Below are 26,042 nucleotides of genomic sequence, written 5' to 3' on the forward strand. Positions count from 1 at the left end.
ATATGGGAACGGCGATCGGCACGGCGGCCCCGACCGCGCAGAATGGTCGGGTGCGCGAAGCAGTCACCTCGGCCCGGCGGATCGTCGTCAAGATCGGCTCGTCCTCGCTGACCACGGCGGCGGGCGGGCTGGACGACGCCCAGGTCGACACGCTGGTCGACACGCTCGGCGCGCTGGCCGCCGGCGGACGCGAGGTGGTGCTGGTCTCCTCCGGCGCGATCGCCGCCGGCCTCGCCCCGCTCGGGCTGGCCCGGCGCCCGCGCGACCTGGCCACCCAGCAGGCCGCCGCCAGCGTCGGGCAGGGCCTGCTGATCCGCCGGTACGCGGCCAGCTTCGCCCGGCACCGGCTGACCGTCGGGCAGGTGCTGCTCACCGTCGACGACGTGACCCGGCGGGTGCACTACCGCAACGCGTACCGGACCCTGCGCAAGCTGCTCGACCTGCGGGCGGTGCCGATCGTCAACGAGAACGACACGGTGGCCACCGAGGAGATCCGGTTCGGTGACAACGACCGGCTGGCCGCGCTGGTGGCCGCCCTGGTCCACGCCGACCTGCTGGTGCTCCTGTCGGACGTGGACGCGCTCTGGACCGGCGACCCGACCCGGCCGAAGAGCACCCGGATCGCCGAGGTCCGCGACGACCGGGACCTGGCCGGGGTCGACATCGGCGGCACGGGCCGTGCCGGGGTGGGCACCGGCGGCATGGTCACCAAGGTGGAGGCGGCCCGGATCGCCACCGGCTTCGGCATCCCGGTGGTGCTCACCGCCGCACCGCTGGCCGCCCCGGCGCTGGCCGGCGAGCCGGTCGGCACGCTCTTCCACCCCGGGCGGCAGCGCCCCGCCGCCCGGCTCTTCTGGCTGGCCCACGCCACCACCCCGCGTGGTCGGCTGCACCTCGACCCGGGGGCGGTGCAGGCCGTGGTGGGCCGGCGCAAGTCGCTGCTGCCGGCCGGGATCGTCGCCGTGGACGGAACGTTCACCGCCGGGGACCCGGTGGACCTGGTGGACGTCGACGGCGCACCGGTGGCCCGGGGGCTGGTCAACTACGACGCGGTGGAGCTGCCCGGACTGCTCGGCCGCTCCACCGGAGAGCTCGCCGCGGCGCTCGGCCCGGCGTACGAACGGGAGGTCGTCCACCGCGACGACCTCGTACTGCTGTGAGGAGTGCAGGATGAGCGTCGTCGAGCAGGCCCGGCGGGCCCGGGACGCGGCGGAGGCGCTGGCCGTCGCCACCCGTACGGTGAAGGACGCCGCGCTGGTCGCGATGGCCGACGCGCTGGTGGCGCGTACGCGGGAGATCCTGGCCGCGAACGCCACGGACCTGGCGGCCGGGCGGGAGGCCGGGCTGAGCGCGGCCGTGCTGGACCGGCTCGCGCTCGACGCGGGCCGGGTCGCCGGCATCGCGGACGCGCTGCGCCAGATGGCCGCGCTGCCCGACCCGGTCGGTGCGGTGGTCCGCGGCTCGACCCTGCCCAACGGCCTGGAGCTGCGGCAGGTCCGGGTGCCGTTCGGGGTGGTCGGGATCATCTACGAGGCCCGCCCGAACGTCACCGTGGACGCCGCCGGAATCTGCCTGAAGTCCGGCAACGCGGCCCTGCTGCGCGGCTCCTCCTCGGCGGCCCACTCGAACGCGGCGCTGGTCGCGGTGCTCCGCGACGCGGTCGCCGGCGCGGGGCTGCCGGCGGACGCGGTGCAGCTGCTCGACGCGAGCTCGCGCGACTCCGTCAAGGAGCTGATGCGCGCCCGTGGCCTGGTCGACGTGCTGATCCCGCGCGGCGGCGCGTCGCTCATCCGGACCGTGGTCGAGGAGTCGACCGTGCCGGTGATCGAGACCGGGGTGGGGAACTGCCACGTCTACGTGGACGCCGCCGCCGACGTCGCCAAGGCCGTCGCCATCACCCTGAACGCCAAGACCCAGCGCCTCTCCACCTGCAACACCACCGAGTCGCTGCTGGTGCACGCGGAGATCGCCGACGCGTTCCTGCCCGCGATGCTCGGCGCGTTCGCCGACGCCGGGGTGACCGTGCACGGCGACGCCCGGGTGGCCGCCCACTCGGCCGCGGTGGTCCCGGCCACCGAGGAGGACTTCGCCACCGAATACCTCTCGGCGGACATCTCGGTCGCCGTCGTCGACTCGCTGGACGCGGCGGTCGCGCACATCCGCCGGTACGGCACCGGCCACACCGAGGCGATCGTCACCGACTCGCAGAGCGCGGCCCGGGAGTTCGTGGCCCGGGTCGACGCGGCGGCGGTGATGGTGAACGCCTCCACCCGGTTCACCGACGGCGGCGAGTTCGGCTTCGGCGCCGAGATCGGCATCTCCACCCAGAAGCTGCACGCCCGCGGCCCGATGGGGCTGCCCGAGCTGACCAGCACCAAGTACGTGGTCACCGGGGACGGCCACCTGCGCTGACCCCGGCCGTCGCTCAGCCGCCCGGGGCGGCCGACGCGACCGCCGGGCGGCAGGCCCGGATCGCCCGCAGCGTGGTGTGCACGTCGAACTGGTGGCCGTCGTCGCTGTCCCAGCCGCCGTCGGTGCGTTGGGTCTCGGCTAGCCGCTTGCGCGCCGACACCAGCAACCACTGCTCCTCGCCCACCTCGACCCGGCGCAGCGTCGCGGCCAGCCACGCCACGTCGGCCGGGGACATCTCCGGGATCCGTTCTGCCAGCACCGCCTGGATCCGCGCCGACTCGTAGTACAGCTGCTGCCGGTGGAGCACCGCCGCGCTCAACCAACCGGCGGGGAGAAACGACGGCCAGCTCCCGTCCGGAGCGAGCTGCGCGGCGAGCGTCTGCGCCGCGGCCTGCACCACCCCGGCGTACGCCCCGCCGACGCGGTGGTCGAGCGGGCCGGCGGCGCGGGCGTCCAGCCCGGCGACGGTCAGCCAGAACCCGGCGTTGGCGGTGAGGTAGAGCCGGGCCTCCGGGTCGCCGGGGCGGGCCCACTCGGGGGCCAATCCGGCCAGCGCCGAGTCCTCGTCCCAGCCGCCGTCGGAGAGCTGCCGGGCGGCCAGCCAGTCCAGGGCGTGCCGGGCCGCCGGACGGCCGAGCGCGCCGAGGTCGTCCAGCTCGCCCAGTCGGAAGCAGGTCGCGTCGACGGAGGCGATGTCGCTGGCCAGGGTGGCCGGCCAGCCGCCATCCGGCGTCTGCCCGGTCTCGGCCGCGTCGAGCAGTTCGGCCGGCGTCGGGGCGCCGGTACGCAGCCGGGAGAGGCGGGCGCGGTCCACCGCGTCACCGTGCGCCACGACGAAGCCGATCGCGGCATCCAAGTCGACCACGGCGGACACCCTACCGGCGCAAACGCGGTTACGCCTCGGTATCTCGGCCGAGGTGGCCCAGCCCACCGGCGGGTACGCGAAGGGGCCCTCCCGGCATCGGAAGGGCCCCGTCGACGACGACTCAGTACGCGGGCAGCGACGGATCGATCTGCTTGATCCAGGAGAGCACGCCGCCCTGGACGTGCACCGCGTCGCGGAAGCCGGCCGCCTTCAGCGCGGCGAGCGCCTCGGCGGAGCGGACGCCGGACTTGCAGTGCAGGACGATCTGCTTGTCCTGCGGGAGCTTGGCCAGCGCCTCGCCGGAGATGATCTCGCCTTTGGGGATAAGGGTGGCGCCGGGGATCCGGACAATCTCGTACTCGGCGGGCTCCCGGACGTCGACCAGGAAGACGTCCTTGCCGGCGTCCTGCCACTCCTTCAGTTCCAGCGCGGTGATGGTCGCGTCGACCACCGCCTCCTGCGCCTCCTCGGAGACCGCGCCGCAGAAGTCCTCGTAGTCCTCCAGCAGGTCGGTGACCGTCGGGTTCTCCCCGCAGAGCACGCAGTTCGGGTCCTTGCGAACCTTGATCTTGCGGTACTCCATCTCCAGGGCGTCGTAGACCATCAGCCGGCCCACCAGCGGCTCGCCGATGCCGGTGAGCAGCTTGATCGCCTCGTTGACCTGGATCGAGCCGATCGACGCGCAGAGCACGCCGAGGACGCCGCCCTCGGCGCAGGACGGGACCATGCCGGGCGGCGGGGGCTCCGGGTAGAGGCAGCGGTAGCAGGGGCCGTGCTCGGCCCAGAACACCGACGCCTGACCGTCGAAGCGGTAGATCGAACCCCAGACGTACGGCTTGCCGAGCAGCACCGCCGCGTCGTTGACCAGGTAGCGGGTGGCGAAGTTGTCGGTGCCGTCGACGATCAGGTCGTACTGGGAGAAGATCTCCTTGACGTTCTCCCGGTCCAGCGCGGTGTTGTGGATCTCCACCTGGACCAGCGGGTTGATCTCCCGGATCGAGGCCGCGGCGGACTCGGCCTTGGAACGGCCGATGTCCGAGACGCCGTGGATGATCTGCCGCTGCAGGTTGGACTCGTCGACGGTGTCGAAGTCGATGATGCCGAGCGTCCCGACGCCGGCGGCCGCGAGGTACATCAGGGCCGGCGAGCCGAGACCGCCGGCGCCGACGCAGAGCACCCGGGCGTTCTTCAGCCGCTTCTGCCCCTCGACCCCGACGTCCGGGATGATCAGGTGGCGCGAGTAGCGGCGGATCTCGTCAACGGTCAGCTCGGCGGCGGGCTCGACGAGCGGGGGCAACGACACGGTGGACTCCCCGGGATCGGCGGTCGTGAACCGCGCCATTGTCGCTCGGCGGGGCACCCGCCGGCCATGAGGAGGGACACGTCGCCCGACATACGGGAGCGGGAATAACTCAGATGCCGTCGACCGGATGGCCGGAGTAGCGGGAGCCGTCGACGTACGGCCAGGCGTTGGCGACGCAGCCGTCCAACCCGTACGTCTGCTGCTGCATCACCGGTGCCGGCTCGCCCGGCCCGGGGCAGGACTGGTGCTCCTCGCCGAGCTCGTGCCCGACCTCGTGGTTGATCACGTAGGTCCGGTAGACCTCCAGCGGCGCGCCGTAGTCGGGCACCGACTCCATCCAGCGGGCCAGGTTGATGATCACCTGGCCGGGAAGCCGGCAGGAGGTGTACCGCTCGGTGGTCAGCCCGCCCTCGGCGCACATCCGCTCGGAGGTCGCCGGGGTGACCAGGTAGATCGTGAAGTCGGCGACGATCTCCTCGGCCACCCGCTGCACCCGCAGCTCGTCCGAGCCGATCCAGCTGCGCCGGTCGCCGAGCACCTCGTCCACGGTGGCGGCGAAGGCGTCCACGTCCTGCCCCGCGCCCTGCTCGACGGCGACCCGGTAACGCCGCAGCGGCCCGTCGTATCCGCGTACCGGGGAGCGGCCGTCGGCGGCGGCGAAGCTGCCGGAGGCCTCGGTCCGGTACGGGCCGGGCTCCACCCTGGCGCCCGCGCCGACCCTGTTGACCGAGCGTGGATCGGCAGCCCCCATGCGTGGCCGCTCCGTCCGCTGGTGGACCAGATCGGTGAGGCCGGCCGCCGTGCCGGCCACCGCCAGCACGGCGACCAGCAGCAGTACGGCCCGCCGACGCCGACGCCGCACCCGACGCAGACCCGGGCGGACAGGCGCAGGATGCCCGACTCCGGGGTGGGCCGGGGGGCGGTCGAAGTCGAGTCGGGTCGGACGACCGGGGTGGGCCGCAGCGTGGTCACGCTCGGCAGGCGGGTCGTAAGGGGACGACGACGTCATGACGTCAGCGTGTCACGCAATTCGGAGCATTTAGCCGCGTTTACCGCTCTTGCCGCGAAATGCGCCCCATTGCCATCTTCAGGACGATCACACCAGCGGTCCGCTGTATCGCCGCCCCTCGACATACGGCCAGGGATTGGGCGTGCAGCCGCTCAGGAAGAGCGTCTGCTGCTGCATCACCGGCGCCGGCAGGCCCGCACCCGGGCAGCGCTCGTGGTGGTGCCCCAACTGGTGGCCGACCTCGTGGTTGATCACGTAGAGCCGGTACCGCTCCAGCGGCACCCCGGCCTTCACCATGTGCGGCACCGACAGCAGCCAGCGGTCCAGATTGATGATCACCTTGCCCGGGGTTCGGCACGAGGTGTACGGATGCCCGCCCACCCGGATGTCGGTGCCCCCGGCCAGACACATCCGACCTGCCGTACCGGCCGTCGCGAGGTAGATCGTGAAGTCGTAGCCGGCACCGGCCGGCACCCGCTGCAACCGCAGCTGGCCGCTGTCCACCCAGCTCCCCGCCCCGGCGAGCGCCGTCTGCACCGCATCGCCGAAGGCGCGCACGTCCTCCCCGGAACCGTTCTCCACCGCCACCCGGAAGCGCCGCAGCGCACCCGACCGGCCCAGCACCCCGCCCGGCCGGTCGTCGTACCCGAAACTGCCGCGCCCCGCCGAGGGCACCGGGCCAGGCAGGCTCAGCACCGGCCCGGCCGGCGTCGACGGGCTCGGCACGGGCCGGCCGGACGGCGACCCGGACGGCGACGGGGGCGGCGCGGGCGCGGCCGACTGGGCGGCCGGTTGGGCGGCCAACCCGTCGCTCACCAGCACCTCGGCACTGGCCGGCAGCCGCTGCGCCGCCACGCCGACGGCGACCCCGGCGGCGACCAGAAACGCGGCCACCACGACCGCCGGCCGCCAGCGGGGCGGGGTGGGTCGAGCGGACGGGGCGACGGCGGAGGCGGGCCGCGCGGAGCCATGACGCGGCCGGGGGGAACTGGGCATCCGGCTCAGCCTGCCATGTCGTGACCCCGCGCGCTCTCCTCCGTTTCGGCGAGCAGTCCCACCACCGCCCGCGCCACCGTGCGCGGCACCTCCAACTGCGCCACATGGCCGACACCGTCGAGCATCAGCAGCCGGCAGTCCGGAATGACCCGGGCGGCCTGCGGCGCCACCCGGACGTCGACCAGCCGGTCCTGCCGACCGCCCACGACCAGCGTGGGCGCCCGCACCGTGGCGGCCAGCCGCCAGAGCGAACCCGAGCCGGGCAGGTACGACCGCAGGAAGCTGGAGACCAGACCGCGAAACGTCCGGACGTACGCGGTGGCGTAGTGCGCGGCCTCGTAGCGGATCCGGATCTCCTCGATGGCCTCCTGCCGGCGCTGCTCGCTGATCCGGGTCAGGTCGGCGACGCAGGCCTCCATCACCTGCTGGGCCGTCACCTCCGGGGCCAGTTGGGTCAGCCGCCAGGCGGCCAGCCGTTCACCCCGTGGGATCGCCAGCAGCGGCAGCATCCGCCCCTGGAGAGACCGGCGGAAATCCAGGAACGGCAGCGCCGGGGAGATCAGGGTCAACGTCCGCACCAGGTCCGGCCGCACCGCCGCGACCTGCACCGAGATCGCCCCGCCCAGCGAGTTGCCGACGAGGTGCACCGGCCCCCGGTCGCTGTGCTCGATCCAGCGCACCACCCGCTCGGCGAAGGAGGGGATCGTGTAGCGCCGGCCCGGCTCGCTGCGCCCGAAGCCGGGCAGGTCGATCGCCTGACCGTCCAGCCGGTCGGCGAGCAGGCCGGCCAGGTCCGTCCAGTTCTGCGACGAGCCACCCAGGCCGTGCACGTAGAGCGCCGGCTCGGCACCGGGCGCGGTCGCCGGCGTGTCCCGTACGTAGGTGACCGTGCCGTCGAGGCATACCTCGCGACCGGGCCAGGGCGGCGGTACGTGGTGCGCCGGCAGGAGATGGTCCGGCAAGAGGGTGGCGCGCTTCATGCTCCCAGTGTTTCCCACGCCACCCCCGACCGACACCGACCCCGGATCAGGCCAGCAGCGCCTCGAGCCGACGGTTCACCGCGGCCAGGGTGGCCCGGACCACCGCCTGCCGTGGGTCACCGGCGACCAGCGCGGAACCGGCCAACTGCTCCACCCACCCGTCGCAGACCAGCAGCACGACCACGGTGGCGACCTCGCAGTTGCCGAACGGCACCACGGCGGCGTGCTCCACGAAGCAACGCCCCCGGTCCGACGGCTGGGCGGCGCCGCGCAGCAGCTCGTCCACCGCCGCTGCGGCGGCCACCGCGCAGAGCCGCAGCACGTAGCCGTCGACGGCGGGGCCGGTGGAGTGGCCCTCGGCGGTCCCGTCCCCGGCGATCAGGCGTACCTCGACGGTGGCGTCGAGGCCGAAGGTGCTCACCTGGACGTGGTCGATCACCACGCGGAGCCCCGGCGTGCCGCCGGTGTCCAGCGGACGTGAGGGCGCGGTCTCCGTCGTGCTCATCTGGCCACCGGAGTACGACGTGCCGAGCATCGCCGGACTGCCGGTGGACGTACCGGCCGGCGCGGCGGCGAGCGAGGTCTCCTCCACGGTGGCCCGACCACGGTGGGGCGCGACCGGGCGACGCCGGCGCGGCGGCTCCGGCTCGGCACGCGACTCGTCCCGGCCCGCCGGGGCCGCGGCGGCCGCCTCGGCGGGCCGCGTCTCCGCGGCGCCCCGGTCGGCGCGCCCCTCGGCGGAGCGACGGCGGACCGGGGGCGGCGGAGTGGCCGCCATCCCGGGCAGGTTCTGCGGGGCGGCGGCCAACCCCATCCGATCCTGGAGCAGGCGCGCCACCTGGCGGCTCACCTCGGCCGGGTCGGCGCCGTCGGCCAGGTCGAGCCGGAGGCTGTGTGCGCCGGCCGGGGTCCGGCGCAGGGCGGCGTCCCGCACACCGGCGACCTCCCGGACGGCGTCCAGGATCGCGTTGACGTCGAACCCCTCGGGTCGCTCACGTATCGGCGCGGGCTCGTCGTCACGGCGCAGGTGGGTGGCGATCCGGGCGAGTTCGGGGGTTTCGGCGGATGGTTCCACGGCTGGCGGCTCCGGCACGACGGGCACGTCCGGTTCGGCGGGGACGCGCTGCGGCAGCATCGCCGACGCCCGGTCGTCCGGCCGGGTGTCGGCGACCGGCTCGGCCGTCGGCACCGGTTCGGGGGCGGACCGGCGGGCCGCGTAGGGGGGTGCGCTCGTCGGGGCGGGCGCGGGGGTGCGGTCGAAGCGGGCCGCCCCGCTGGTGGCGGTGGCGGGACCCGGGCCGGCGGGGGGCGGGGGATGGCCACCCGTCCCGGCGGGAGGTGTCGGGGGGATCTCCTCGGCCTGCGGACGCGGTCGGAACGGCTGGACGGTCCGCTCGACGCCGGCCCGGACGGCCGAGGGGAGGACCGGGTCGGACCCGGCGGACGGCGCGGCGGGCGGAACGCTGGCGGGCACGGCGTACGGCGGGGCGCTGGCTGGCACGTCCCGCGACACCGGCGGGGCACTGGTCGGGGCGCTGGTCGGGGCGGCCTGCGGCACCGGCGGGGCGCTGGTCGGGGCGGTGCGCGGCGGCGGGCTGAACGGCGTGGCGGCAGGCGCCCCGCCGGCCCACGCCGGTCGGTCGGCGTGCTCCCGCTCGTACGTCGGGCGGGGCTCGACGTCCGTCCGGGCGGCCTCGTACGACCGGGCGGGGTCGGCCCGTGGCGTCTCGTGCGCCGGTGCCGGCTCGGCGCGCACCGGCTCGTACGGCCGGGCGGGCTCGGCGCGGACCGGCTCGTACGGCCGGGTCGGCTCGGGCGCCCACTCGACGGCCCGCTCATCGCGGGCGCGGCGGCCGCCCGCCTCGTCGTCGCGGGTCCACGGCGGCGCCCAGCCGCTGCCCCAGCTCGGCCGGTTCCAGCTCGGGCCCGGCCACTCCGGCTCCTCGGCGGGCGCGCCGCGGCGCTCGTCGACCGGTTCGGCGCGCCAGCCCGGCTCCTCGGCGGGCGCGGCGCGGCGCTCGACCGACTCGGCGGGGGGCGGCTCCGGCGGGAGCCGGTCGGCCCACCCGCGGGAGAGCGACGGGGCCGGTTCGGGGGCGCCGCGTTCGACGATCGGGGCGTGGAAGCCGGGCGGCACCTCGAACCCGGAGGCGGCGGTGCCGACCGGCGGCACCTGCACGGCCGGCGGCGCGGAGGACGGGACGGACCCCTCCGCCCAGCGCGACCCGCGGCTGGCCGGCGGTTCGTCCGAGGAGTGCCGGGCCGGGCCGGGCTCCGCCTCGGCGGACGGCTGCTCCACCCCGGGCGCCGGCCGCTGGGCCGGTACGACCAGCCGGTCTGCGTCGAGGTCCCGCCGCGGCTCGTCGGCGGGCGGGGCACTCACCGGGGCCTGGCGGGTCACGGGCGGCTCCTCCTCGGCGCGGCGCACGCCGTTGACGTGGGGCCGGCCGTTGACGTGGGGCCGGCCGTTGACCCGGGCCGGCGGCTCCACGGCGGGCGGGCCGGGCAGCGGGACGGGCAGGTCGCCGTGGCGGGAGGACGAGGCACCCCGGCCGGCGGTGGGGTCGGGCTGCGGCCAGCCGGGCGTCGGCTCGCGGCCGGCCTCCCCGCCGCGGGACCAGCCGGCTGCCTGGGGCGCCCACCCGCTGACGGAACGGGCCAGGTCGTCCTGCGGACCCGTCCCGTCGCCGTGCTCTCCCGGGGTGGCGGCTCCGGGTTGCCCTGATTCACTCACCGCGCGCTCCTTGGTCGCCCCCGCTGAGGCTACCGTGTGGTGACAGTGGCGATAAGTTACAGCGGCGGGCCAATTCCGGGACGGGTTCACCTACCCGGCCGGTTCGGGTGATAAGTGCCGGCTCGTACGAAGAAACTCGGAGGCTCCCATGACCGCTGTGGGGAACGGTGCACAGACCGCCGGCCGGCCCACGCGCCTGCCCCGCTCGGCGCGGCGCAAGCAGCTGCTCGCCGCCGCCCAGGAGGTGTTCGTGGCGCAGGGTTACCACGCCGCGGCGATGGACGACATCGCCGAGCGGGCCGGGGTCTCCAAGCCCGTGCTCTACCAGCACTTCCCCGGCAAGATGGAGCTCTACCTGGCGCTGCTGGACACGCACTGCGACGCCATCGTGGCGAAGGTGCATGACGCGATGCGCGGCACCAACGACAACAAGGAGCGGGTCGGCGCGTCGGTGCGCGCGTACTTCGACTTCGTCGACCACGAGAGCGAGGCGTTCCGCCTGGTCTTCGAGTCGGACCTGCGCAACGACCCGGCCGTCCGGCAGCGGGTGGAGCGGGTCGAGCAGGGCTGCATCGCCGCGATAACCGACACCATCATCTCGGACACCGGCGTCAGCCGGGCGCACGCCGAGCTGCTCGCCTCCGGCCTGGTCGGGGCGGCGGAGACGGCGGCGCAGTTCTGGCTGGCCGGCGGCCGGCAGGTGCCGAAGGCGGAGGCGGAGGCGCTGGTCGCGGCGCTGTCCTGGCGGGGCATCGCCAGCTTCCCGCTGCAAGGTGAGTCAGCCTGAACATCGGGCCGCCAGATCGGATAGCCTTCCCACGGCGGCTTTTTCGCCCCAGTTGAGGAGGCACAGTGGAGGTCAAGATCGGCGTGCAGTACGCGCCGCGCGAGCTGGTCCTGGAGAGCGCGCAGTCGCCGGCCGAGATCGAGCAGATCGTGACCGACGCCTTCGCCAAGGACGAGGGCACCCTCTCCCTGACCGACGAGAAGGGCCGGCGGGTCATCGTGCCGGTCAACAAGGTCGCCTACGTCGAGATCGCGGAGGCCTCGCCCCGCGCGGTCGGGTTCACCGTCCGCTGACGATCCGGTCGCCGCGGCAGGTGACGCGCCCGCGTCCCTGCCGCGCGGCACGCCGGGAGCGGCTCAGTTGTTCAGCCCGACGGCGGTCATCCGCGCGGTGTGCGCGGCGGTCAGCCGCCGGAACAGCGCCGGCACGTCCACGCCCTCCCGCCGGGCGATCAGCGCGGTGAGCGCCCCCCGGTCCGCGGCGGCGACCCGCCCAGCCTGGGAGAGCGCCTCCCCGACGAGCCGCCGGGCCCACATCGAGAGCCGGTTGGCCACCCGCGGGTCGGCCGCGATCGCCGCCCGCATCTCGGTGGCGGCGAACTCGGCGTACCGGGAGTCGTGCAGGACGTCGAGGACGAGCCGGCGATCCGGCTCGGCCAGGCCGTCGGCGATCTCCCGGAGGAAGTCGTCGGTGATGGCGTCGCCGACGTACGCCTTGGTCACCGCCTCCAGCCAGTCCTTCGGCTCGGTCGAGTCGTGGTACGCCCGGAGCGCCCCGACGTACGGGGCCATCGCGTCGTCGGGCGGGAGGCCGAGCGCCGAGAGCCGGTCGGCGATCCGCCGGTAGTTGCCGATCTCGGCCGCGGCCATCTCGCTCAGCGCGGCCCGGCGGCGCAGGTCGGGGGCGAGCCGGGCGTCGGCGGCCAGCCGGTCGAACGCGAGCAGTTCCCCGTACGCCATGAGGCCGAGCAGGTCGACGATGGCGGGGTCGGGCACGGTCGGGGCGGACACGAGCGCAGGCTACCCTCCGCCCGTACGGCACGATTGTCCCGTTGGCCTGTGGCGCAGGTCACATGGTCACCCCGGGATCTCGCCCCGTCACCGGAATCGGGACGGCCACCAGGGGGTTCAGGTAGTATGGAACAGTTGCCGTGGGCGTCGATCCGATCAGTGATCCGATCAGTGAACTGGTCGTACCCGACCCGCGGCGCGCGTGCGGCCCGGTCCGGCTCGGCACTCCGCCCCCGACCGTGTGGCCCGCGTCACACCGATCGCGCCCTGAGGACATGACGGGGCGCACCACGAGAGGGCACCCCCAAATCCATATGAGCGAGCAGATTCAGGACACCGTGGGCCAGGAACTGGCTCCCACCGCTCCGGTCCGTCCGGAGGCTCCCACCTTCGCCGAGCTCGGCGCCCGCGAGGAGACCGTCGCGGCGCTGGCCGCCGCCGGCATCACCCGTGCGTTCGCCATCCAGGAGTACGCGCTGCCGATCGCGCTGCGCGGCGTCGACCTGATCGGCCAGGCTCCGACCGGCACCGGCAAGACCCTCGGCTTCGGCGTACCGCTGCTGGATCGAGTTCTCACCACCGCCGAGGGCGGCGACGGCGTGCCGCAGGCGCTGGTCGTCGTACCCACCCGCGAGCTGGGCATCCAGGTCGCCAAGGACCTCGACGCCGCGGGTCGTACCCGGGGCGTCCGGGTGCTGCCGATCTACGGCGGCGTGGCGTACGAGCCGCAGATCGAGGCGCTCCGCCGGGGCGTCGAGATCCTGGTCGGTACGCCGGGCCGGCTGATGGACCTGCAGAAGCAGAAGCACCTGCGGCTCGACCGGGTGCGCGCGCTGGTCCTCGACGAGGCCGACCGGATGCTCGACCTGGGCTTCCTCGACGACGTCGAGAAGATCCTCGCGATGCTGCCGGAGGACCGGCAGACCATGCTCTTCTCGGCCACCATGCCGGACCCGATCGTCGCCCTGTCCCGGCGCTTCCTGCGCCGGCCGGTGACCATCCACGCCGGGCACAGCGCCGAGACCGGACCGTCGCCGCAGACCCAGCAGCTGGTCTACCGCACCCACTCGATGAACAAGGTCGAGATCGTCGCCCGCATCCTCCAGGCGGAGGGGCGCGGCCTCACCATGATCTTCACCCGGACCAAGCGGGCCGCCGACCGGGTCGCCGAGGACCTCGACTTCCGCGGCTTCGCGGTCGCCGCGGTCCACGGGGACCTGGGCCAGGGCGCCCGGGAGCGGGCCCTGCGGGCGTTCCGCGCCGGCAAGATCGACATCCTGGTCGCCACCGACGTGGCGGCGCGCGGGCTCGACGTCACCGGCGTCACCCACGTCATCAACTACGACTGCCCCGAGGACCAGGACACCTACACCCACCGGATCGGCCGTACCGGCCGGGCCGGGGCGACCGGTGTCGCGGTGACCTTCGTCGACTGGGACGACATGCCCCGCTGGCGGATCATCGACAAGACGCTCGGGCTGGAGATGCCGGAGCCGCAGGAGACGTACCACACCTCTGCGCACCTCTACACCGACCTGGGCATCTCGCGGGACGTCACCGGCCTCCTGCCGACCGCCGAGCGCACCCGCGCCGGGCTGGCGGCGGAGGTCGAGGAGGACCTCGGCGGTGGCCGGTCCCGGCGCGGCGAGACCCGCGGCGGCTCCCGGCGCGGTGAGAGCCGCGGCAGCGGTGAGAGCCGCGGCAGCGGTGAGAGCCGCGGCAGTGGTGAGAGCCGCGGCGGCCGCGGCGAGCGCGGCGAGCGCGAGCGCGGCCGGGGCCCCGGCGGCGACGCGGCGGCCAAACCGGAGGGCGGGACGCCCGCCGACGCGTCCGCCGAGGACGGCACCCGGACCCCGCGGCGGCGTCGTCGTCGCCGGGCCGGCGAGACGACGGCCGGCGAGCCCACCGCGGTGATCTCCGCGGAGGACGGCACCGAGCCGGCCACGGCGACCTCCGCCGAGGGCGAGGCGGCGTCGAAGCCGCGTCGCCGCCGGCGCCGCCGTGGCGGCGGTTCGGGCGGCGGTACGCCGGCCGAGGCCACCGCCGACTGACCGTCGCGACACCCGGACGTCCCCCGCACCGGCCCGCCGGTACGGGGGACGTCGGCTGTTCCGGGCCGGCCGGCCCGGACCGGGCGGCCTGCGACACAGGACACCCACGACCGGCCCGCCGGGGAAGCCGGCGGCCGGGAAGGATGATGGAGCGATGCCGGAACCGCTGGACGCCGCCCTGACCGAGGTCCGAGCCCTGCTGCTCGACCCCGCCCTGACCCGGGCGGTCGCCGCTGGACGACGCCGGGGGCACCGGCCCTCGATGGTCCGCGCCGAACTGCGACCGGTCACCCTCAAGGCCGGCCCGCACCTGCAGATCTCCACCTCCGACGGCGCCCGGCCGTACACCCGGAACGTGGCGCCCGGCGCGGAGGCCGGCACGGCGGTCGACGCGCTGCTGGCCGAGCCGTTCGGCAACTGGCACGTGGAGACGGCCGACGCGACGCTGCAACTGCGGGTGACCAAGTCCGGCGAGGCGCAGGTGCACCGGGCGGCGGCGAGCCGGCCGCCGGCCGAGCCGGGCGGCCACGACCGGGAGAAGGGCTACCTGCTCGACCCGGGCGATCCGATCTTCGCCGAGATCGGCGGCTCGGCGGCGAAGCGCCGCCAGGTGGACGCCTTCCTCCGGGCGCTGGCCGCGACCCTGCCGGAGGAGCTGACCGGCCCGCTGCGCGTGGTCGACCTGGGCTGCGGCAACGCCTACCTGACCTTCGCGGCCCACCGGTACCTCACCGCGCGCGGGCTCGACGTCGAACTGGTCGGCGTGGACGTTCGCGAGGACCAGCGGCGGCGCAACACCGAGCTGGCCGAGCGGCTGGGCTGGGCGAACCAGGTCCGCTTCGTCGCCGGCACCATCGCCGACGCGGTGGTCGAGCCGGCCCCGGACCTGGTGCTGGCGCTGCACGCCTGCGACACCGCCACGGACGAGGCGCTGGCCCGCGCCGTCCGGTGGGGCGCCCGCTGGGTGCTCGCCGCGCCCTGCTGCCACCACGACATCGCGGCCCAGCTGCGCTCCCGGCCGGCGCCCGGGCCGTACGAGCTGCTCACCCGGCAGGGCATCCTGCGGGAACGCTTCGCGGACGTGCTGACCGACGCGCTGCGGGCCGGGCTGCTCCGGTTGCACGGCTACCGGGCCGAGGTGGTCGAGTTCGTGGACTCCCGGCACACCCCGCGGAACCTGCTCATCCGGGCCCGCCGGACCGGAACGGCCCCGACCGACGCCCAGCGGGCGGAGTACCGGGAGCTGGTCGATCAGTGGCGGATCACGCCGCGGCTGGAGACCCTGTTGTCCGGGGCGGCGACCGACGGTACGGCGGTCTAGGGCGCCGTTCGGTTGCCGTGGTGGCGTTCCCCGGCGCCCCGCTCGAAGGCGGAGACCCGCCCGCCGTGCCCCCGGCTCGGCCGGGCGCTTTCGCCGGTCCCGCCCACGAGACGCTCCGACCGACCGATCGGTCGGTTGCCTCCGCGTCGAGCCGTACTACCCTCTTAGGCGCACCGTCCGGTGCTCCGGGCCGGGAAGGGAAGACCCCCCAGGGATGGGTTCCGCAGAGGTTTCGCCGCAGATGGCCTTCGCGCGTTTCGTGCGTCGCGCCATCGACGACGCCCGCGAAGAACACGGCTGGACGGTGACCGACCTGGCCACGCACACCGGTGTGGGGCGGTCCACCGTGTTCCGCTGGCTCGCCGGCGACTGGCAGGACTACCCCGAGCTGGCCAAGGTGCGCGGTTTCTGCGCCGCCCTCGACCTGCCCGTGGCCGCGGCCTTCCGGGCCCTCGGCCTGCCGGACGCGGGCCCCGCCGCGCGCCGCCGCACCGAGGACGCGCCGGTGGAAGCGGACGTCCGGGTGATCCTGGAGCGGCTGGCCGACCCCACCGTCCCCGCCGAGGAGAAACACCACATCCGCGACCTGCTCCGCTACCTGGCCCGCCGCCCGGTCCGCCAGGCCGGCTGAGGGGTCAGGGCACCGTCACCGTGAAGGCGGCGGTGTGCACCACGCCGGCCACCTGGAAGTCCAGGAACATCCGGTAGCGACCGGGACCGGGCACGGTGAGCTGGAATGTCACCGCGTCGCCGTCCCGCCCGGTGTTCGGGTGCACGTGCAGGTAGCCCAGGTCCCCTTCGCGGAGCGCGACCAGATGGCCGTACGCGCCGAGGTACGGCTCCAGCGGCGCGGCGGCGTCGCCGGCACGGACCCGGAAGCGCAACGGCGTCGACTCCCCCGCCTTCGGGGTCCCCTCGTAGTCGACGGTGAACCCGTCGACCGTGCCGGTGGTGGCCGGCGCCGGCAGCGGGCGGGGGGCGTACCCACCGGGCGCGGTCAGGTCGGTCCCGAGCGTGACGGCGGTCTGCCGGCCGTCGTCGGCGACCGCGGTGAAGTCCGCGTACGCCCGCCAGACGCCCGGCTGGGTCAGGGTCAGCGGCACCGACCAGGTGCCGTCCGATGCCATGGTCGGGTGCAGGTGCTGGTAGCCGGTCAGGTCGCGGCGGACCACGATCAGGTGCATCGGCTTGTCGTGCACGACGGCGAACCGGGTGACCGCCCGCCGCCGCTCGTCCCGGATCTGGAACCGCAGCTCACCGGCCCGGCCGACCGGGAACTCCGCGGTCGACGGGGTGAGGGTGTAGCCGGCCGCGCTGACCGACAGTCCGGCGGCGTCCGTGGTGCCGCCCTGGTCGACGCCCGCCCCGCCGTGCGAGTGCGCGCCGGCGCCGGGCGGGTGGGTGTGCCCGACGGTCGCCGGGGCCGCGCCGGACGCCGCGCTGGGCGGCGGGTTCAGCCGGCCGAGGCCGAAGCCGAGCAGCACGGCGAGCACCAGCCCGCCGACGACCAGCGCCAGCCGCAGGGTGCTCCGGTCCGGCCCGACGGGCGGCCCCTCCGCGGGGCCACCGGGCTCGGCCCAGGGCGCGGCCTCGGCCGCCGGCGCGCCGGGGGACGCCGGTCCGGCGGACGGCGACTCAGGCAACGCCGCCGGCCAGCTCGCAGCCCGCCTCGTCGACGGCGGCCCGGACCGACTCCACCGGCAGCGGGCCGACGCTGGTGACGGTGGCGGTGCCGGCGGCCAGGTCCACCCGGACCTCCTCGACCCCGGGCAGGGCGGACAGCTCCCCGGTGACCGCCCGCACACAGTGCTCGCAGGTCATCCCGGTGACGGCGTACGTCTGCGTGACGGGTCGCTGCTCGGTCATGGGCCCCACGGTACCGCCGGACGTGGTGCCGGCCCGCGCACGGTCGGTGACGGTGGCGACGCTCGCAATCCGGTGCGGCCGGGAACTTTTCCCCAGCCGGGGACGACCGCCCCGGGGAGCGCGCCGCCGGCCGGCGCGGCGACCCGGCGGGTCAGCCGGCCACGGCCAGGGTGAGGGGCAGGACGTCGGGCGCGCCGGCCCGGCGCAGCAGCCGGGCCACCATGGTCGTCGTCCAGCCCGAGTCGACCAGGTCGTCGACGAGCAGCACCGGCCCGTCCAGCCCGGCGAGGGCGGCGGCCAGCTCGTCGGGGACGGCGAAGGTGTCGTGCAGGGCGCGTACCCGCTGGGCGCTGTTGCCGCGCGGCCCGCCGGCGGCCGCCGCACCGGTCCGGACCAGCCGGCCGAGCAGCGGCAGCCGGCCCACGGTGGCGATCCGCTCGGCGAGCGAGTCGACCAGCGCGGGGTGGGTGCGGGAGCCCACCGCGACCACGCCGGCCGGGCGGCGTGGCCACGGGTCGTCGCCGTGCGCCCAGGCCTTCAGCACCTCGACCACGGCCGCGGCCACGTCGTCCGGGACCGGGCCGTCCGCCGACTCCGGCCCGACCAGGCCGCGCAGCCGCCCACCCCAGCCCAGGTCGGACAGCCGGCCCACGGCCCGCCCGGGCAGCGCCTGCTCCCCCGGCGGGATCCGGCCCTTCAGCGGTACGCCCACCGCCTCCAGACCGGTCGGCCAGAGCTTCTTCGGGGCGATCTCCACACCGGGCCGGCCGAGGAAGGTCTGCGCGGCGGTGAGCGCGGCGTCGGACACCTCGGCGGCGAAGAGCGGGCCGGCGCACCGGTCGCACCGGCCGCAGTCGCCCGCACCGGCGTCGTCCAGGCACTCGCGCAGGTACCGCATCCGGCAGCCGGTCGTGGTCGCGTACTCCCGCATGGCCTGCTGCTCGGCGGTGCGCGCCTGGGCGACGCGGCGCAACCGAGCCTCGTCGTAGACCCAGGGCTCGCCGGTGGCGAGCCAGCCGCCGCGGACCCGGCGGACCGCGCCGTCCACGTCGAGTACCTTGAGCATCAGCTCCAGCCGGGCCCGGCGCAGGTCGACGACCGGTTCGAGGGCCTGGGTGGACATCGGCCGGTCGGTGGGCAGCGCGGCGAGCACGGCCCGGACCTGCTCCTCCGGCGGGAAGGCCAGGGAGGCGAAGTAGCGCCAGATGGCCGCGTCCTCGACGCCGGGCAGCAGCAGCACTTCGGCGTGTTCGACGGCCCGGCCGGCGCGGCCGACCTGCTGGTAGTAGGCGATCGGCGAGGGCGGCGCGCCGAGGTGCACCACGAAGCCGAGGTCCGGCTTGTCGAAGCCCATGCCCAGCGCGGAGGTGGCCACCAACGCCTTGATCTTGTTGTCGAGCAGGTCCTGCTCGGCGGCGCGGCGGTCGGCGTCCTCGGCCTGCCCGGTGTAGGAGGCCACCGACCAGCCCCGCGACCGCAGGAACTCCGCCGTCTCCCCGGCCGCCGCGACGGTCAGCGTGTAGATGATCCCGGAGCCGGGGAGCCGGTCCAGGTGGTCGGCGAGCCAGGCCAGCCGGTGGGCCGGGCTCGGCAGGTCGAGTACGCCCAGCCGCAGCGACTCCCGGTCCAGCGTGCCGCGCAGCACCAGCGCGTCACCGAGCTGCTCGGCGACGTCGGCGGTCACCCGCTCGTTGGCGGTGGCGGTGGTGGCCAGCACCGGGGTGCGCTCGGGCAGGTTGCCCAGGAAGGTCCGCAGCCGGCGGTAGTCCGGCCGGAAGTCGTGCCCCCAGTCGGAGACGCAGTGCGCCTCGTCCACCACCAGCAGGCCGGTGGTGGCGGCCAGCTTCGGCAGCACGGTGTCCCGGAAGTCCGGGTTGTTGAGCCGTTCCGGGCTGATCAGCAGCACGTCCACCGTGCCGGCGTGGATCTCGCCGGTGATCTCGTCCCACTCGTCGAGGTTGGCGGAGTTGATGGTGCGGGCCCGGATGCCGGCCCGGGCCGCCGATTCGACCTGGTTGCGCATCAGCGCCAGCAACGGCGAGACGATCACGGTCGGGCCGGCCTGCTCCTCGGGGCGCTCCCGGAGCAGGGCGGTGGCCACGAAGTAGACCGCAGACTTGCCCCAGCCGGTGCGCTGTACGCAGAGCACCCGGCGACGGTCGACCACCAGCGCCTCGATCGCCCGCCACTGGTCCTCGCGGAGCCGGGCGTGCTCGCCGGCCAGCCGGCGCAGCACCGCCTCGGCCCGTTCCCGTACCGCCGCCCGATCCTGGCTCATCCGGCATTTCTACCAGCGCTCCCCCCGCCCCCACCCCTCCCCGCCCCCGCCGGCTCCCGGTGATCAAGAGGTTTGCGTCACGATTCCGGGTCCAGACGGACGCAACCCTCTTGATCAACCTGGCGGGGTCGGGGTGCTGGACGGCGCGGGGTCGGGCAGCGGGGGGAGGAAGACGAGGAGGTCGCGGAGGGAGTCGGTGAGCAGTGGCGGGAGGAGGCAACGGGCGGCGAGGTCCTCCATCGAGCCGAACGGGCCGCGGAGCCACCGGTCCATCGCCACCTGCCGGGCCTGCGCGGCGCTGATCCCGGGCAGCCGGGCGATCACCTTCTCCCCCACCGCGTTGATGTCCACCAGGCCACCGTCGTCGAAGGTACGGGGCAGGTCGGGCCGGCCGATGTGCAGCTCCTGCCGGGCCGCCGGGTAGTGGTACAGCAGGTAGCGAGCCTGCTCACGCCGGATCCGGCGGTCGTCGCCCGCAGAACCGCCCGCGCCCCCGCCCCGACCCGTGACCGCCGCCCAGACCACGCCGTTGAGCAGGATCGTGTGCAGGACGCCGAGCACCCAGCCGATCAGCCAGGCCAAGATCAGGAAGCCCTCCGCGTCGGTCACGTCCTCCGAGTCGCTGCTACCGATCACCACGATGAACGTGACGGCGAGCGACAGGTAGCAGAGCGCGGCGACCCCGTTGCGCCAGCTCCGCCGCCAGACGGCGTAGACGAGGACCACCAGCCAGGTGAAGAGGCCGACGGAGAGCAGCGCGGTCAGCGCGCCGACGATTGTGGCGCTGACGCTGAGCCAGCGCGGCACCGGCTGCGGCCGGGGACGGGCGGGCGGCTGCTCGTACCGCGGTGGCGGGAGGAACGGGGCGGGCAGCGACCCGGGGAGGACCACCGGCGAGCCGACGGGTCCGGGCGGGAAGCCGACGCTCGGCGCGGACCCGAAACCGGCGGCCGGCGCCGGTACGGGCGCGAAGCCCGTGGCCGCCGAAGGTACGGGCGGGAAGCCGGTGACGAACGGCGACGCGAACCCGGCCGGCGGCGAGGCGGGCACGTCGGGCGTGCCCGCGGGGACGAGCGGGCCGGGCACCTCTCCGGCAGCCGATTCCGACCCGTCCGGCCTCTCCTCGACCGCCGCCTCCACCGGCTCGGTCGGGGCCGCCTTCAGGAGGGTCGGGTCGGAGCGGAGGATGCGGCGGTGCAGCTCCCGGAGCACCTCGCCCGGCTCGATGCCGTACTCCTGCCGGAGCAGGCCGGCGAACTCCCGGTACGCGGCGAGCGCCTCCGCGTGCCGGCCGCTGCGATGCAGCGCCAGCATCAACTGGTATCGCAGCCGCTCCCGCACCGGGAACTCGGCCACCAGCTCGACCAGTTCGCCGACCAGCTCGCGGTGCCGCCCGCTCGCCAGCTCCAGGTCGGCACGGGTCTCCAGAGCGACGGCCCGCAGCTCGACCAGCCGGTGCCGGGCGGCCTCGAAGACCGACCCGGCGAACCCGGTGAACGGATCCCCCTGCCAGAGCTCCAGGGCCGCCGCCAGCTCCGCCATGGCCTCGGCCGTACGCCCCGCCGCGTACCGCTGTCGGGCCCGGTGGACGCCACGCTCGAAGCGGACCGCGTCGACCGCCTCCGGCGTGATCCGGAGCAGGTAACCGGCGTCGGTCAGGCTGAGCACCTGCCCGGGCGCACGCGGGGAGCGGTCCGGCTCCAGCACCCGGCGCAGCCCGGCGACGTACTTCTGCACGACGTTGGGGCCGTTGGCGGGCGGCTCCTCCGGCCAGACCGCCTCGACGATCTGCCCGGTGGGGACCGGACGGCCGGCGGAGAGCAGCAGCACAGCCAGCACGGCGCGCTGCTTGCCGGGGCCGAGGTCGAGCTCCCGGTCGGCGTACCAGGCCCGCTGAGGCCCGAGGATCTCGAAACGCAGCGTTCCTGACATGCGAGTTTCCGCTCCTGACACCCCCTGGGGGCCGGACGGCAGTGCCCGGCAGCCGGACGGCAGCATATCGGCAGCCGGACCGCCGTGGCGGACGGCAGCATCGTCACCGGCAGAAGCCACGCAGCGAGAAAGAGAAGTGCGATGACACAGGCAACGGGCAGCGCCGGCACCATCCGACGGGCGGTCGGCACGGCCGCCGCCCTGCTGGCCGCGACCACCCTGCTCGGGGGTTGCGGGCCGAAGGTCGGATCGACCGCCGCGCCCCGGACGAGCCCGAGCGCCGCGCCGAAGGAGGCGCTCCTCGACGCCGTCCCCGACGGCACGGAGGGAGCCTTCCAATTCACCGGCAAGGACGCGTCCAGCAACCTCACCGGGCGAATCGACCCGGAGTCGAAGGCCTTCGAGATCAACACCGCCATGGCGCCGGACAAGGACGGCATCACGATGAAGATGTCGTTCCTGCTGATCGGGGACCAGATCTGGATGAAGGCGAAGTTCAGCGGCCACCCGGGCCTGCCGAAGTTCCCGAACAAGTGGATGAAGCTGGACCGCGCGAAGCTGACCGACAGCGGGAGCGTGCCGTCCTACGACGGCGCGGACCAGGGCAACGCCGGCCCGCTCATCGACGCGGCCACCTCCGTCGAGGAGCAGGGTCCCGGCAAGTACGTCGGTTTCATCGACGTGACAAGCGGCAACGCGGCGCAGGCGCTGGAGGACGGTGAGGCGGCGGCGCTCGGCGAGGCCGGCAAGCACGTGCCGTTCACCGCCCTGGTCGGGCCGGACGAGCACCTCGCCTCGCTGACGCTGGAGATCCCCGCAGCTGGCAAGCGGAAGGCGTACGAATACGTGGTCACGTACGCCGGCTACGGCAGCACGCCGAAGATCACCGTGCCGACCGGCGGCGCGGCGACGAAGGCGCCGGCGACGGCGTACGAGATGTTGAACAGCTGAACCACGACCCAGGGGGCGGCGGCCGCACGGGGGGCCGCCGCCCTTTCGTCGTCAGCTAGCGGGGTCAGGGGCGGCGGGGAAGGAGCCGGAGGAGGGGCGCCAGGCGGGTACGGAGGCCGGCCAGGCCGCCGGGGAAGAAATAGACCGCGAGGATGAAGACGGTGCCGAGGACGAAGAGGGGCTGGGAGAGGGGGCGGCTGAGGAACGCGGGAAGGTCGTTGACGGCGTCGCTGGTGCCGAAGGCGGTGAGGCGGTGGTCCAGGTACATGTAGAGGACGCCGCCGAGGACCGGACCCCAGCGGGTGCCCGGGCCGCCCAGCACCACCATGACCAGCAGGGACAGGGTCAGCTCCGAGGAGGTGACGTGCGGGGACGCGCCGCCGACGATCAGGCAGTAGACCACCCCGCCGGCCGTCGCCAGCCCGCCGGCCAGGGTGAACGCGACCAGCTTGAACCGGTACGGGTCGAGCCCGAGCACCCCGATCCGCCGCTCGTCGTCGCGCAGCCCGGCCAGCACCCGCCCGGTCGGTGAGCCGCTCACCCGGTGCACCACGAAGACCACCAGCGTCAGGTACGCCAACGCCAGCCAGTACAGGTTGACCGTGTTCGTCACCCCGACCAGGGCCGGCGGCAACCCGGAGACGTCCAGAGGCAGGCCCTCCTCGCCGCCGGTGAGCCCGCCGAAGTCCCGGGCCACCAGGATCGCCCCGACCTGGGCGAAGGCCAGCGTCACCATGGCGAAGGCGATCCCGACGGTACGCAGCGCCACCGCGCCGAGCAGCGCGGCGAGGACCGTCCCGCCGGTCACCGCGAGCAGCGCCGCCTGCCAGAGCGGCAGCCCGGCCCGGGTGACCAGGACGTCCGTGCCGTAGACGCCGGCCGCGAAGTAGAGGGCGTGCCCGAAGGAGAGCATCCCGGTGCGGCCGAAGAGCAGGTCGTAGCCGGCCGCCAGGCCGCCGAAGACCAGACAGATGGCGAGCAGTTGGAGGGTGCCCGGCGAGTTCAGCGGGCCCTCGAAGATTCCCGGGAGGTTCGCCGTCGAGTACGGCACGATCGCCGCCACCACCAGGGCCACCACCGGCAGGAACGGCCGCACCCCGTGCCAGCGGGAATGCCCGGCGGTCAGCTCGTCGGGCACCTGCGCCGGGGGCGCCTCGACCACGGAGTTGGTCATGCGTGAGCCACCTTTCCGGCCAGGCCCTGCGGACGCAGCAGCAGCACCACGGCGAGCAGCGCCACCACGCAGATGTCGCCGGCGCCCGACAGGTTCTCGTGATACTGCACGGCGTAGTAGTTGACGAACTGTTGCAGCAGCGCCACCGCGACCGCCGCGTACGCGGACCCGACCACCGAGCCCATCCCGCCGATCACCACCACGATGAAGGCGAAGATCAGCAGCGAGCCGCCCTGCCCGGGCGAGACGGTGCCGTAGAACGTGCTGCCCAGCGCGCCGGCCAGCGCGGCTGCGGCCCCGCCGATGGCGAAGACCAGGGTGAACGCCTTGCGCACGTCGATGCCGAGCGCCGTCACCATCTCCCGGTTCTCCACCCCGGCCCGGATCACCAGGCCGTAGCGGGTCCACCGGAGGAATGCGAGCAGCCCGCCGAGCACCAGCACCGAGGCGACGATCAGCAGCAGCATGGCGTTGGGCACCTTCGCGCCCAGGATCGAGGTCACCTGCCGGGTCCACGCCGGACGCGGGAACGGCCGCGCGTCGGCGCCCCAGGTGGCCTGGAGCAGCGCCACCCCGGCCAGCGACAGGCCGACGGTGACCAGCACCTGTTCGATGGTGCGGGAGTAGAGCGGCCGGATCAGCACCAGCTCGACCAGCACCGCGACCAGCGCCCCGGCCAGCACGCCGAAGGCGACCGCCACCACGAACCCGAACCCGTCGGAGCCGGCGCCGGGCAGGTTGTCCGCCGCCCACCAGGTCGCGTACGCCCCGACGCCGAGGAAGAGGCCGTGCGCGAAGTTGAGCACGTCGGCGAGGCCGAAGACCAGGGAGAGCCCGGAGGCGACCAGGAAGTAGAGCGCCGCCAGCCCCAACCCGGTCAGCGTCAGCAGGATGACCGCGCTCATGAGTGCACCTCGCCCGAGCCCACGCCCAGCAGCGACTTGGTCAGCGCGGTCTCCAGCAGCAGTTCCTGGGCGTCGCCGGTCCAGGCCACCTTGCCGGCGGAGAGCACCACCGCGTCCCTGGCCAGCCGGCGGACCACGGCGAGGTTCTGCTCGACCAGCAGCACCGGCACCGACTCCGCCACCCGTTCCAGCACCTCGGCCACCTCGGTCACCACCTTCGGCGCCAACCCCTTGGTCGGCTCGTCGACCAGCAGCAGCCGGTTGTCGTTGAGCAGGACCCGGCCGATCGCGAGCATCTGCTGCTGCCCGCCGGAGAGCGAGCCGGCCCGTTGCCGTCCGCGCCGGTCCAGCTCCGGGAAGAGCGCGAAGACCTTGTCGTACGCGGGGGTGGTGCCCCGCCGTTCGGCGAGCCGCAGGTTCTCCGCGACGGTGAGGCCGGCGAAGACGCAGCGGTCCTCCGGCACGTAGCCGAGCCCGCCGCGGACCAGCCGGTGGGTGGGGCGGGCGAGCAGGCTCCGCGCGCCCATCCGGACGGTGCCGCGGACCTCGCCGTTGCGGGGGGTGAGGCCGACGATCGCGCGGAGCGTGGTGGTCTTGCCGACCCCGTTGCGCCCGAGCAGCACGGTGACGCCGGTCGGGGCGACCGTGAAGGACACCCCCTGGAGGATGTGCAGTCCGGCGATCCGCACCGACAGGTCCTCGACGCTGAGGACGGGTTCACTCATAGCGATTCCCCCAGGTAGGCCTCCTGGACGGTGGCGTTGGCCATCACCGTCTCCGGGGTGTCGCAGGCGAGCAGCGCGCCGTGGTGCATCACGGCGATCCGGTCGGCCAGCTCCAGGATCACGTCCATGTGGTGTTCCACCATCAGCACCGACCGGCCACTGTCCCCGGTCAGCGACTTGATCACCTCGACCAGCTCGGGCACGTCCTCGGCGCTGACCCCGGCCATCGGCTCGTCCAGCAGCATCACCCGGGGCTCCCCGGCGAGCAGCAGGGCGATCTCCAGCTTGCGCTTCTCGCCGTGGGCCAGGGTGCCGGCGAGCGCCGTACCCCGGTGGTGGAGGCCGACCCGGTCGAGCGCCGCGTCGGCGGCGGCGGCCACCTCCCGGTCGGCCGCCGCCCGCCGCCACAGCTTCATCGAGCCACCCCGGTGCGCCTGTACGGCCAGCCGGACGTTCTCCCGCACGGTGAGCGAGCCGAACACCGAGGACGCCTGGAAGGTACGCCCCAGTCCGAGCCGGGCCCGCCGGTGCGGCGGGAGGGCGGTGACGTCCTCGCCGTCCAGCAGGATCCGCCCCTCGGTCGGCCGGCGCAGGCCGGTGATCAGGTTGAACAGTGAGGTCTTGCCGGCGCCGTTCGGCCCGATGACGCCGAGGAACTCCCCGGGCGCCAGGTCGAGGTAGACGGAGTCGACGATGGGGACCTCACCGATCCGCCAGGTCAGACCGCGGGTGGCGAGCACGGA

The 26,042-nt window shown here is 74.7% G+C and carries 23 protein-coding genes; 8 read left to right on the forward strand and 15 right to left on the reverse strand.

What is annotated here, in order from left to right:
- Window positions 1-2 precede the first annotated feature (2 nt).
- Both proB and SLP03_RS08060 read left to right on the forward strand, forming a co-directional pair.
- Window positions 3-1,160, forward strand: a complete 1,158-nt coding sequence (gene proB, locus SLP03_RS08055; protein ID WP_319459883.1) for a glutamate 5-kinase — start codon at window positions 3-5, stop codon at window positions 1,158-1,160.
- A gap of 10 nt (window positions 1,161-1,170) precedes the next feature.
- Entirely contained in the window at window positions 1,171-2,412 is a 1,242-nt protein-coding gene (locus SLP03_RS08060; RefSeq protein ID WP_319459884.1) for a glutamate-5-semialdehyde dehydrogenase, read from the forward strand.
- 13 nt (window positions 2,413-2,425) lie between these two features.
- On the opposite strand, the gene SLP03_RS08065 is transcribed toward SLP03_RS08060, so the two are convergent.
- The 6 genes from SLP03_RS08065 to SLP03_RS08090 all read right to left on the reverse strand — a co-directional run bounded on the left by SLP03_RS08065 (window position 2,426) and on the right by SLP03_RS08090 (window position 10,299).
- Window positions 2,426-3,343 carry a squalene--hopene cyclase gene (locus SLP03_RS08065; protein ID WP_319459885.1) on the reverse strand — a complete coding sequence of 306 codons (918 nt, stop codon included), beginning with the start codon at window positions 3,341-3,343 and terminating at the stop codon, window positions 2,426-2,428.
- Window positions 3,344-3,398: 55 nt separating this feature from the next.
- Window positions 3,399-4,619 carry an adenylyltransferase/sulfurtransferase MoeZ gene (gene moeZ / locus SLP03_RS08070; protein ID WP_319459886.1) on the reverse strand — a complete coding sequence of 407 codons (1,221 nt, stop codon included), beginning with the start codon at window positions 4,617-4,619 and terminating at the stop codon, window positions 3,399-3,401.
- 70 nt (window positions 4,620-4,689) lie between these two features.
- The gene (locus SLP03_RS08075; RefSeq protein ID WP_319459887.1) at window positions 4,690-5,442 is read right to left on the reverse strand and encodes a DUF3152 domain-containing protein; all 753 of its coding nucleotides are present in this window, start codon (window positions 5,440-5,442) and stop codon (window positions 4,690-4,692) included.
- Between the two features lie 234 nt (window positions 5,443-5,676).
- The gene (locus SLP03_RS08080) at window positions 5,677-6,585 is read right to left on the reverse strand and encodes a DUF3152 domain-containing protein (protein ID WP_319459888.1); all 909 of its coding nucleotides are present in this window, start codon (window positions 6,583-6,585) and stop codon (window positions 5,677-5,679) included.
- A gap of 5 nt (window positions 6,586-6,590) precedes the next feature.
- Window positions 6,591-7,565, reverse strand: a complete 975-nt coding sequence (locus tag SLP03_RS08085) for an alpha/beta hydrolase (RefSeq protein ID WP_319459889.1) — start codon at window positions 7,563-7,565, stop codon at window positions 6,591-6,593.
- A 46-nt stretch (window positions 7,566-7,611) separates the two neighbouring features.
- Window positions 7,612-10,299 (reverse strand): hypothetical protein, encoded by a 2,688-nt coding sequence (locus tag SLP03_RS08090; RefSeq protein WP_319459890.1) that lies wholly within the window; start codon window positions 10,297-10,299, stop codon window positions 7,612-7,614.
- Between the two features lie 148 nt (window positions 10,300-10,447).
- Here SLP03_RS08090 and SLP03_RS08095 point away from each other — a divergent pair, with 148 nt between their 5' ends.
- Complete coding sequence (locus SLP03_RS08095; protein ID WP_074472473.1) at window positions 10,448-11,086, forward strand: TetR/AcrR family transcriptional regulator; 639 nt, start codon at window positions 10,448-10,450, stop codon at window positions 11,084-11,086.
- A gap of 65 nt (window positions 11,087-11,151) precedes the next feature.
- Window positions 11,152-11,379, forward strand: coding sequence for a DUF3107 domain-containing protein (locus SLP03_RS08100; RefSeq protein WP_007073114.1), 228 nt, complete (start codon window positions 11,152-11,154; stop codon window positions 11,377-11,379).
- A gap of 63 nt (window positions 11,380-11,442) precedes the next feature.
- Here SLP03_RS08100 and SLP03_RS08105 read toward each other — a convergent pair whose 3' ends face one another.
- A complete protein-coding gene (locus tag SLP03_RS08105) occupies window positions 11,443-12,096 on the reverse strand; it encodes a ferritin-like fold-containing protein (protein WP_319459891.1) in 654 nt (217 codons plus the stop codon).
- Window positions 12,097-12,410: 314 nt separating this feature from the next.
- On the opposite strand from SLP03_RS08105, the gene SLP03_RS08110 reads away from it, so the two are divergent.
- From SLP03_RS08110 to SLP03_RS08120, 3 genes are all read left to right on the forward strand, one after another.
- Complete coding sequence (locus SLP03_RS08110; protein WP_319459892.1) at window positions 12,411-14,147, forward strand: DEAD/DEAH box helicase; 1,737 nt, start codon at window positions 12,411-12,413, stop codon at window positions 14,145-14,147.
- Between the two features lie 154 nt (window positions 14,148-14,301).
- Window positions 14,302-15,468 carry an SAM-dependent methyltransferase gene (locus SLP03_RS08115; protein WP_319459893.1) on the forward strand — a complete coding sequence of 389 codons (1,167 nt, stop codon included), beginning with the start codon at window positions 14,302-14,304 and terminating at the stop codon, window positions 15,466-15,468.
- A 214-nt stretch (window positions 15,469-15,682) separates the two neighbouring features.
- Entirely contained in the window at window positions 15,683-16,099 is a 417-nt protein-coding gene (locus SLP03_RS08120) for a helix-turn-helix domain-containing protein (protein WP_319459894.1), read from the forward strand.
- A gap of 4 nt (window positions 16,100-16,103) precedes the next feature.
- On the opposite strand, the gene SLP03_RS08125 is transcribed toward SLP03_RS08120, so the two are convergent.
- From SLP03_RS08125 to SLP03_RS08140, 4 genes are all read right to left on the reverse strand, one after another.
- Entirely contained in the window at window positions 16,104-17,111 is a 1,008-nt protein-coding gene (locus tag SLP03_RS08125) for a hypothetical protein (protein ID WP_319459895.1), read from the reverse strand.
- On the reverse strand, window positions 17,104-17,334 hold the full coding sequence (locus SLP03_RS08130; protein ID WP_319459896.1) for a heavy metal-associated domain-containing protein: 231 nt from the start codon (window positions 17,332-17,334) through the stop codon (window positions 17,104-17,106). Before SLP03_RS08130 ends, SLP03_RS08125 begins: the two co-directional genes overlap by 8 nt.
- Window positions 17,335-17,485: 151 nt before the next feature.
- Complete coding sequence (locus SLP03_RS08135) at window positions 17,486-19,612, reverse strand: RecQ family ATP-dependent DNA helicase (RefSeq protein ID WP_319459897.1); 2,127 nt, start codon at window positions 19,610-19,612, stop codon at window positions 17,486-17,488.
- 114 nt (window positions 19,613-19,726) lie between these two features.
- Entirely contained in the window at window positions 19,727-21,544 is a 1,818-nt protein-coding gene (locus SLP03_RS08140; RefSeq protein WP_319459898.1) for a BTAD domain-containing putative transcriptional regulator, read from the reverse strand.
- Window positions 21,545-21,685: 141 nt separating this feature from the next.
- On the opposite strand from SLP03_RS08140, the gene SLP03_RS08145 reads away from it, so the two are divergent.
- A complete protein-coding gene (locus SLP03_RS08145; protein WP_319459899.1) occupies window positions 21,686-22,495 on the forward strand; it encodes a hypothetical protein in 810 nt (269 codons plus the stop codon).
- A gap of 64 nt (window positions 22,496-22,559) precedes the next feature.
- Here SLP03_RS08145 and SLP03_RS08150 read toward each other — a convergent pair whose 3' ends face one another.
- The 4 genes from SLP03_RS08150 to SLP03_RS08165 are packed head-to-tail and all read right to left on the reverse strand — an operon-like array spanning window position 22,560 to window position 26,039.
- Window positions 22,560-23,669, reverse strand: a complete 1,110-nt coding sequence (locus SLP03_RS08150) for a branched-chain amino acid ABC transporter permease (protein ID WP_319459900.1) — start codon at window positions 23,667-23,669, stop codon at window positions 22,560-22,562.
- Window positions 23,666-24,574, reverse strand: a complete 909-nt coding sequence (locus tag SLP03_RS08155) for a branched-chain amino acid ABC transporter permease (protein ID WP_319459901.1) — start codon at window positions 24,572-24,574, stop codon at window positions 23,666-23,668. The genes SLP03_RS08150 and SLP03_RS08155 overlap by 4 nt, the downstream gene beginning before the upstream one ends.
- Window positions 24,571-25,299, reverse strand: a complete 729-nt coding sequence (locus SLP03_RS08160; RefSeq protein WP_319459902.1) for an ABC transporter ATP-binding protein — start codon at window positions 25,297-25,299, stop codon at window positions 24,571-24,573. The genes SLP03_RS08155 and SLP03_RS08160 overlap by 4 nt, the downstream gene beginning before the upstream one ends.
- Entirely contained in the window at window positions 25,296-26,039 is a 744-nt protein-coding gene (locus SLP03_RS08165) for an ABC transporter ATP-binding protein (RefSeq protein WP_319459903.1), read from the reverse strand. Before SLP03_RS08165 ends, SLP03_RS08160 begins: the two co-directional genes overlap by 4 nt.
- Window positions 26,040-26,042 lie beyond the last annotated feature (3 nt).

The organism is Micromonospora sp. RTP1Z1 (assembly GCF_033804685.1).
In the GTDB taxonomy this organism is placed as follows: domain Bacteria; phylum Actinomycetota; class Actinomycetes; order Mycobacteriales; family Micromonosporaceae; genus Micromonospora.